The 7,322-nt window shown below is 76.3% G+C and carries 8 protein-coding genes; 3 read left to right on the forward strand and 5 right to left on the reverse strand.

Annotation, left to right across the window (positions count from 1 at the left end):
* Positions 1 to 114 precede the first annotated feature (114 nt).
* Both AB0367_RS38515 and AB0367_RS38520 read right to left on the reverse strand, forming a co-directional pair.
* Positions 115 to 1,068 carry an endonuclease/exonuclease/phosphatase family protein gene (locus AB0367_RS38515; protein ID WP_366231468.1) on the reverse strand — a complete coding sequence of 318 codons (954 nt, stop codon included), beginning with the start codon at positions 1,066 to 1,068 and terminating at the stop codon, positions 115 to 117.
* Positions 1,069 to 1,109: 41 nt separating this feature from the next.
* On the reverse strand, positions 1,110 to 2,279 hold the full coding sequence (locus AB0367_RS38520) for a winged helix DNA-binding domain-containing protein (RefSeq protein ID WP_366231469.1): 1,170 nt from the start codon (positions 2,277 to 2,279) through the stop codon (positions 1,110 to 1,112).
* A gap of 43 nt (positions 2,280 to 2,322) precedes the next feature.
* Here AB0367_RS38520 and AB0367_RS38525 point away from each other — a divergent pair, with 43 nt between their 5' ends.
* Complete coding sequence (locus tag AB0367_RS38525) at positions 2,323 to 4,020, forward strand: acyl-CoA dehydrogenase family protein (protein ID WP_366231470.1); 1,698 nt, start codon at positions 2,323 to 2,325, stop codon at positions 4,018 to 4,020.
* A gap of 1 nt (position 4,021) precedes the next feature.
* Here AB0367_RS38525 and AB0367_RS38530 read toward each other — a convergent pair whose 3' ends face one another.
* The gene (locus AB0367_RS38530; protein WP_366231471.1) at positions 4,022 to 4,993 is read right to left on the reverse strand and encodes a tyrosine-type recombinase/integrase; all 972 of its coding nucleotides are present in this window, start codon (positions 4,991 to 4,993) and stop codon (positions 4,022 to 4,024) included.
* Entirely contained in the window at positions 4,994 to 5,629 is a 636-nt protein-coding gene (locus tag AB0367_RS38535) for a 50S ribosomal protein L11 methyltransferase (RefSeq protein WP_366231472.1), read from the reverse strand.
* 260 nt (positions 5,630 to 5,889) lie between these two features.
* On the opposite strand from AB0367_RS38535, the gene AB0367_RS38540 reads away from it, so the two are divergent.
* Both AB0367_RS38540 and AB0367_RS38545 read left to right on the forward strand, forming a co-directional pair.
* Positions 5,890 to 6,207 (forward strand): hypothetical protein, encoded by a 318-nt coding sequence (locus AB0367_RS38540; protein ID WP_366231473.1) that lies wholly within the window; start codon positions 5,890 to 5,892, stop codon positions 6,205 to 6,207.
* 3 nt (positions 6,208 to 6,210) lie between these two features.
* Entirely contained in the window at positions 6,211 to 6,987 is a 777-nt protein-coding gene (locus AB0367_RS38545) for a hypothetical protein (protein WP_366231474.1), read from the forward strand.
* 206 nt (positions 6,988 to 7,193) lie between these two features.
* Here AB0367_RS38545 and AB0367_RS38550 read toward each other — a convergent pair whose 3' ends face one another.
* Positions 7,194 to 7,310, reverse strand: coding sequence for a VOC family protein (locus AB0367_RS38550; protein WP_366231475.1), 117 nt, complete (start codon positions 7,308 to 7,310; stop codon positions 7,194 to 7,196).
* Between the last annotated feature and the right edge of the window lie 12 nt (positions 7,311 to 7,322).

Raw genomic sequence — 7,322 nt, forward strand, 5'->3', positions numbered from 1 at the left:
CAAGTTGCTCGACACAAGTTGATCTACCAGAAGTCCCGTTCGCATCTGCAGGCCCCCTTGACACCGCCGCCAATCACCAAACGCAACGGCGTTGTTCGCCAATCTCGTCCGTGATCATCCGGAGGACGGCTGGAGGATCAGCTCGGCGACGACGGCGCGGTGGTCGCTGTGCGCCGTGCGGCGGGTTCCGAACTCGCGCACCCCGATGCGGCGGTCGGCAAGCACGTGGTCCAGCGTCACCGGCGGCGTCCAGAACGGCAGCGTCACGGTGCGATACGGCCAGGTCGGCCGCAGGCCCCGGCCGCGGACCGCGGCCGCGTCGCGGTAGCCGGCGCGCAGTAATCGGCGCAGCGGCGCGTGGTCGAGCGTGGCGTTGAAGTCGCCGAGCAGCACCCGTGGCGGGCCGTCGGCGTCGGGCACGGGCTGGGCTGCGAGGTTGGCGGCCCAGACGTCGGCGCGGCCCGGGCGCGGCGGGTAGGGGTGCGCGGACTCGACCGCGACCGGGCCGGCTCCGGGCACGAGCACCGTGGCCCACGTCTGGGTCATCGGGACCGGCGCGAGGGTGCGCACCCCGGGCCCGTCGATCGGGTGCCGGCTGAACAGCCCGGCGCCCCCGCCGCCCGGCGCCGGGCTGACCACCCGGTGCGGCAGCAGCGCGTCGATCCCGGCCTCCTCCAGCGCCGCCAGGCCCTCGGCGGTGAGTTCCTGCAGCGCGAGGACGTCGACGTCGTCGACCTTCACCTGCTCGACCAGCGCCGCCGTGCCGCCGCGGCCGAAGAGCAGGTTGGCCGCCATCACCCGCAGCCGCACCCCCTCGCCGGCCGGCCGGCGAGGCACCAGCCGCGGCGTGACCAGCGCGGCGAGCACGAGGCCGCAGGCCAGGCAGAGCAGCCCGGGCCCCGTGGCGCCGGCGGCGAGCACGATCCCGCCGGCCGCGAGAGCGCCGATGGCGGCATATGGGGTGTATGACACGAGCTGCACCAGCGGCGTCCCCCGCTCGACGCCGAGGGCCCGCACGGCCGTGAACGCCGCCGCCAGCCCGGCCACCATCCAGAAGAGCACTGTCACGCGGACGAACGTACCCAAGGGGTGTGACAGTTTCCGGGAGTTCACCGTGACCCGGCAAGTTCCTTCTCGAGCGGTGCGCGGAAGCGCGGGGTGACCCGGACGTCGCCCAGCCAGCCCTCCAGCTCCTTCACGGCGCGGTCCACGGCCCGGCGCGTGGCCGCGGGCACCTCCTCCACCAGTTCGACGGCCACCTGGCCGGTCGGGCGCTGCGCCCAGGCGCCGACGACGCGCCCGTCGGCCCACACCGTCGGGCCGGCGTTGCCGGTGCGGTCGAACAGGGCGGGCGCGTGGCTGCCGAGATACCACATCCGGCTCTGAAACCCCATGACCGTCGGGTCGAGGCTCGGCAGCAGGGCCACCCACGGCCCGGGGTCGGGGACCGGGTCGGTGTCGCCGGGCAGCACGAAGCCGGTCTCGCCCCCGTCCAGGGTCACCTCGACCGCCGCCAGGGCGCGCAGCGCGGCCCGGGTGTGCGTCATCGTCCAGCCGGTCCACCACTTCAGGTCGGCGACGGTGCCGGGGCCGTAGCGGGCCAGCCACGCCCGGGCCAGCTCGGTGCGCGCCCGCGCCGGGTCGAGCTCCGGCAGCGGCTCGCTCAGCCAGTCCGGCAGGCACGACCAGGCGTACTGGCTGCTGATCCACGTGCCGAGCGGCCGGCCGCGCACGATGCGCCCGTCGGCGGCGAGCAGGAGCAGCAGCCGGCTGGTGACGTACTGGTTGCCCTGCGGAAACACCATGAGGCTGCGCAGCCGCGGCTCGTCGGCGGCCAACTGGGCCGCGGTCGCGGTGCCCCGGCGGCGCAGCGCCGCGTACGTCGACTCCTCCACATCGGCCAGCCACGCGGCGTCGCCGACGCCGGACTCGACGAGGTGGCGCAGCAGCAGCCGGCGCTGCTCGGCGGCGACCGCGCGGGTGGCGCCGGCCTGCACGACCGAGGCGAAGCCGACCGGCACGACGAACATCGTGCGGCGCATCCCGAGCATCCGCAGCAGGCTGCGGCGCTCGTACAGGGCGTCCTCAACGGTCGCGACCAGCGGCGCGTGCAGGCGGGCCGCGACCGACAGGTGCACCGTGGCGGGGTCGGTGGCGTGCAGCGCGACCAGGTCGGCCGCGACGTCCTCGGGGCCCTTGCCGGGCGGTGTCGGGCCGGCCAGGCCGTGCCGCCAGGCCAGCCGCGCCCGGCGCTGGGCGTTGTCGATGTGGAGGGTCACGCGGTCCAGTATGGTCACCGTACCGGGCGGTAACGTGTCTGGCATGACGCGTTTCGCGCAGACCGGGCCGTCGCTGCGCGACCCGTACACGGCCGACCCGCAGCTGCGCGGCTGGCTCGACCGGCTGCTCGGCGAGGACGGGCACGCCGCCGCCAAGGAGCGCCTGGCCAACCTGTCCGCCGAGGTCGTGGGGCCGCTGCGGGCCGCGCACCACGACGCCGAGACGCACCCGCCGTCGCTGACCCGCTTCGACGCGTGGGGCAACCGCGTCGAGCGCGTCGACACCTCGGCCGGGTGGCAGACGCAGCGCGCCGCGGCCGCGCGGCACGCCGTCGTCGCCCTGCCCTACCTGCCGCCTGGTCCGGGCCGGGCGCCGGACGCCCGCGCGGCCTGGGGCCCGGGCGCGCGGGTCGTCCAGCACGCGCTGCTGCACCTCTGGGGCCCCGAGTCGGCGACGTTCTCGTGCCCGGTCGCGATGAGCGACGGCGCCGCCGCGCTGCTGACCCAGGCCGGCGTGCAGGGCGAGTGGCTGGCCCGGCTGGTCTGCACCGACCCGGCCGTCGCGGTCACCTCCGGGCAGTGGATGACCGAGTCGCAGGGCGGCTCCGACATCGCCCGGTCCACCACCACCGCACGGCCCGACGGCCGCGGCGGCTGGCTGCTCACCGGCGACAAGTGGTTCTGCTCCGCGATCGACTCGGCGATGGCCGTGGCGCTGGCGCGGCCGGAGGGCGCCGGTCCCGGCAGTCGCAACCTGGTCCCGTTCCTGGTACCGCGGTATGCCGCCGACGGCCACGCGCCCACCCCCGGCCTGCAGGTGCTGCGCCTCAAGGACAAGCTCGGCACCCGCGCGGTGCCGACAGGGGAGGTGCGCCTCGACGACGTCGCCGCGTTCCCGCTCGCCGACCCGGGCGCGCCCGGCCTCGCCGCGATGATGACCCTGGTCGTGGTCACCCGGCTGCACAACGCCGCCGCGGCGGCCGGCGGGATGCGCCGCGGCCTGGAGTACGCGCTGAGCTACGCCACCGAACGCACCGTCGCCGGCGGCCGGCTGGCCGACAACCCCCTGCACCGCGCCACCCTCGGCGGTCTCGCCGTCGACGCCGCCGGCGCGTTCGCCCTCGCGATGCACGCCTTCGCGCTGCTGGGCCGGGCCGAGCACAGCGACACCGCCGCGGCCGCGGAACTGCGCCTCGCCGCGCCGCTGGCCAAGCTCACCACCGGACGGCTCGCGGTCGCCTCCGCCAGCGAATACCTCGAATGCTTCGGCGGCGCCGGCTACGTCGAGGACACCGGCATCCCCCGGCTGCTGCGCGACGCCCAGGTGCTGCCCATCTGGGAGGGCACCACCAACGTGCTGTCCGTTGACGTGCTGCGCGCCCTGTCCGACGGCGCGGGCGCGGCGCCGCTGCTGCACCGGCTCACCGCCGCCGCGGACGCCGCCGCGCACCGGCTGCCCGGGGTCGCCGACGCCCTCGCCGCCGCGACCCGCCGGCTCGCCCGCGACGTGGCCACGGCCGCCGCCGACCCGCGCGACCCCAAGGTGATGGCCGGGGCCCGCGAGCTGGCGCTGCGGCTCGGGCACGCGCTGACCGCGGCGCTGCTGCTGGAGCACGCGGCGTGGGCGGCGCAGCGCGGCGACGAGCGGCCGGCCCTGCTGGCGTCGCTGTGGATCCTGCGCCGGCTCGGCCAGGCCGACGTCTCGGCGGACCTGCACGAGCACTTCGCGCAGCTGACCTAGCCTAGGGTCTGGCGCGCCTGGAGCGCGCCGCGGCGAGCGTGTATGCCGGGTCCCGGTCCAGGTTGTGCCGGTCCCGGTCGTAGCGGCGGGTGGTGCGCGGGTCGGCGTGGCCCATCGCGTCCTGCACGTCCTCCAGCGGCACGCCCTCGTCGCGGGCCGCGGTGGCGAACGCGTGGCGCAGCGAGTGCGGCGAGAGCCGCTCCCAGGCCGGCACGCCCGCGTCCCGCGCGAGGCGGCGCACCAGCCGGAACACCGCGTGCCGGTCGACGCGCCCGCCGGTCGCGGTGGCGAACAGCGGGCCGGGCGCGTCGCCGCGCACCTCGAGATACTCGTCCAGGGCCCACACCACGGCCGGAGTCAGCGCCCGGCGGCGGGCCTTGCCGCCCTTGCCGGTGAACCGCACCGTGCGGTGGCCGCGCTCGGCGCCCAGGTCGCCGAGGTCGAGGGCGACCACCTCGCCGACGCGCAGCCCCAGGTCGGCCAGCAGCGCGAGCACGGCCCGATCCCGGGACGCGGTCGGCCCGTCGAGGCGCCCGGCCGCGGCGAGCATCGCGTCGACCTCACCGGTGCTGAGCCCGACCGTCGCGGACACGTCCCGGGCCACCCGGGGCCGGTCGGCGCCGCCGACCGGGTTGGCGCTCACCGCCTCCAGCCGTGCCAGGAAGGCGTACCAGCTCGACAGCGCCGAGAGCTTCCGGGCGACACTGGCCGGGGCGAGCACCTTCCCGGTCCGGCCGTCCACGGTCGACTCCAGATCGCGGGCGTACGCGTTGACGTGCAGGAACGACGCCCGCAGCGGATCCAGGTCGCGGCCGGCGCACCAGGCGAGGTACTGCTGCACGTCGCGGCGATACGCGGCCCGGGTGTGCGCCGACAGCCGCCGGTTGGCCAGCCACGCCTCGGTGAAGTCGTGTTCGCCGAGGTCGCCGACGGCGGGCAGAGGCGGCGGCGGAATGCGCGAGGGGGTCGACATCTACGGGTTGACCGCCCACACCGTGGTCCGCTTGACCGGCGCGTCCTCCAGCGTCCGCGGCACCGGCACCTCGTACTCGGCCAGCAGCGTCAGATGGTCCTTCGGCAGATACGCCCGGCCCGGGTCGCCGACGAGCACCGTCGCGCCCTTGCCCGCGGCCCGGCGCAGGTACGCCAGCATCCGCCGGGTCATCTCCCGGCTGTAGAAGACGTCGCCGGCGAGCACGACGCCGGCGTCCGGCTCCTGCTCCAGCACGTCGCCGAGCAGCGCCGTCACCGCCACGTCGTTCGCTTGCGTGTTGACGTCGATCGCGGCGATGGCCAGGGGGTCGATCTCCACGGCGGTGACCCGGGCGGCGCCGGCCTTCATCGCCGCGATCGCCACCAGCCCCGACCCGGCGGCCAGGTCGAGCACGTCGCGCCCGGCCAGCAGCGCCGGGTGGTCCAGCACGTAGCGTGCCAGGGCCTGCCCGCCCGCCCACGCGAACGCCCAGAACGGCGGCGGGAGCTGCCCGCCCTGATCGGATTCGGTCCGCTCCCACAGCTCGATGGCCTCGTCGGCCAGGTGCAGGTGTACCTCGGGGGTCAGCGGCACCGGCGAGAGGCGCGTGTTGGCCAGGACGAATTGTGCGCTCATCGCAGCGGACGCTATCAAGCCCGGCTGTCACTCGTGCGTGCGACGCCCCGTGCCGGGTGGCTTCGGTACGGTTCCCGCATGGCAGGCAATGGCGCTTTCGTCTGGATCATGCTCGGCCTCGCCACGGTTGTGCTGGTCCTCATCGCCGTGTACGTCGGCTTGTGGCGGCGCAAGGACGACGCCTGAGTTATCCACAGGCTTTATCCACAGCCGACGATCGCCCCTTCCGGGCCCACGCCCGTCCGTGATGTCGTCGACCCATGGCACCACCCACACCGCAACGCATCGCCGCCGGCATCGCGGCGCTGCGCGACGACGCCGCGGCCTGGCTGACGGCGGCCGCCGCCATGTCCACCGCCGCCACGGCCGCCCCGCCCCTGGACGGCGGCCAGTTCTCCGCCCTGGGCGACCTGACCGGCCTGGCCGGCGTCCACGCCGAGCTGCGACACGCCGTTGCCACCCTGCTCGCCGAGGCCGCCCGCACCGGCGTCGCGACCGCCGAGGCCCTGCACGAGGCCGCCGACGGCTACGAGCGCGACGAGCGCGCCGCCGTCCACCGCCTGCGCGGGATCTGGTGAGCCGTGCTGAACGATTTCGGTCACCTGCTGCGTGTCGCCGAGGACCTGCTGGACGCCGCCGCCCGGCACGCCGCCCGGGTCGTCTCCGACTGCCACCGCTGGCTGCGCCTCCTCGGCCCCGCCGCGCCGGTCCTGGAGCGGCCACTCGCCGAGCTGGAGCGGGCCGCCGCCGACGTGGCCGGTCACCTGCGCACCATGCTCGACCGCCCAGGCGATCCGGTCGCCCTGTGGCAGGCCGCCGAGCGCTGGCGGCTCGCGATCGCCGCCCAGGCCACCGACCGCGCCGCCACCTTCACCTCCGGCTCCCTGCACGCCGACGACCACTGGCAGGGCCCGGCCGCCGAGGCGTATGCGCGGACGCTACCCCCGCAGCACGAGGCCCTGCTCCAGCTCGCCGGAACCGCCGGCGACACGGCCGCGTCGCTGCGGGAGACGGCCGCGGCCCTGGTTGCGTATTGGACCGCGGTCGGCGCCGCACTGACCGGCCTGACCGCCCAGCTGGCCACGGCGGCGGCCGCGACCGCCACCCCGGCGACGGCCCCGGCGGGCGCCGCGCTGGCCCTGGCCGCGGCGTCGGAGTGCATCGCCGCGCTCAACGGCCTGCAGCGGGCGCTGACCCTGGAGCTGGAACGGGGCCGCCGCACCCAGCAGACCCTGCTGACCCGCCTGACCGACGGCCCCGCGTTCCCGTCCGGCCACTGGCCGGTCGCCGCCGCCGCGTCCCTGTCCGACGGGAGCCTCACCGACGGCGACGCCTCGGACTGGTCGCTGCGCCGCTGAGCCGCGCCAGCGGTGTGGCTGCCGCGGCTCGTCGCCGGTGCGGTCGCCGCGCTCGACGGGCCGCAGCGACCCTCCCTGGATGCGCTCCGCCCGCGGCAAGCTGACCGCGGCCAACAACGTCCTGCAGGGGTGGCGCCGACGTGGTCAGCGGCCTGTTCCGCGGCGGCTCGCCGCTGTCCGGCACGCGGGCGGGGGGAGGCTCCGCGTCAGGCCGGAGCGAGGACGCAGAACTCGTTGCCTTCGGGGTCGGCGAGGACGACCCATGGGACGTCGTCCTGGCCGACGTCGGTGAGCGTCGCGCCGAGGGTCCGCAGCCGGGCCACCTCCGCCGCTTG

Source organism: Dactylosporangium sp. NPDC051484 (assembly GCF_040689395.1).
GTDB lineage: Bacteria > Actinomycetota > Actinomycetes > Mycobacteriales > Micromonosporaceae > Dactylosporangium.

Bases quoted from the DNA above. Each gene is read 5' to 3' on its own strand.
- AB0367_RS38525 (WP_366231470.1), top strand. From the start codon at position 2,323: ATGACGCGTTTCGCGCAGACCGGGCCGTCGCTGCGCGACCCGTACACG.
- AB0367_RS38530 (WP_366231471.1), bottom strand. From the start codon at position 4,993: ATGTCGACCCCCTCGCGCATTCCGCCGCCGCCTCTGCCCGCCGTCGGC.
- AB0367_RS38535 (WP_366231472.1), bottom strand. From the start codon at position 5,629: ATGAGCGCACAATTCGTCCTGGCCAACACGCGCCTCTCGCCGGTGCCG.
- AB0367_RS38540 (WP_366231473.1), top strand. From the start codon at position 5,890: ATGGCACCACCCACACCGCAACGCATCGCCGCCGGCATCGCGGCGCTG.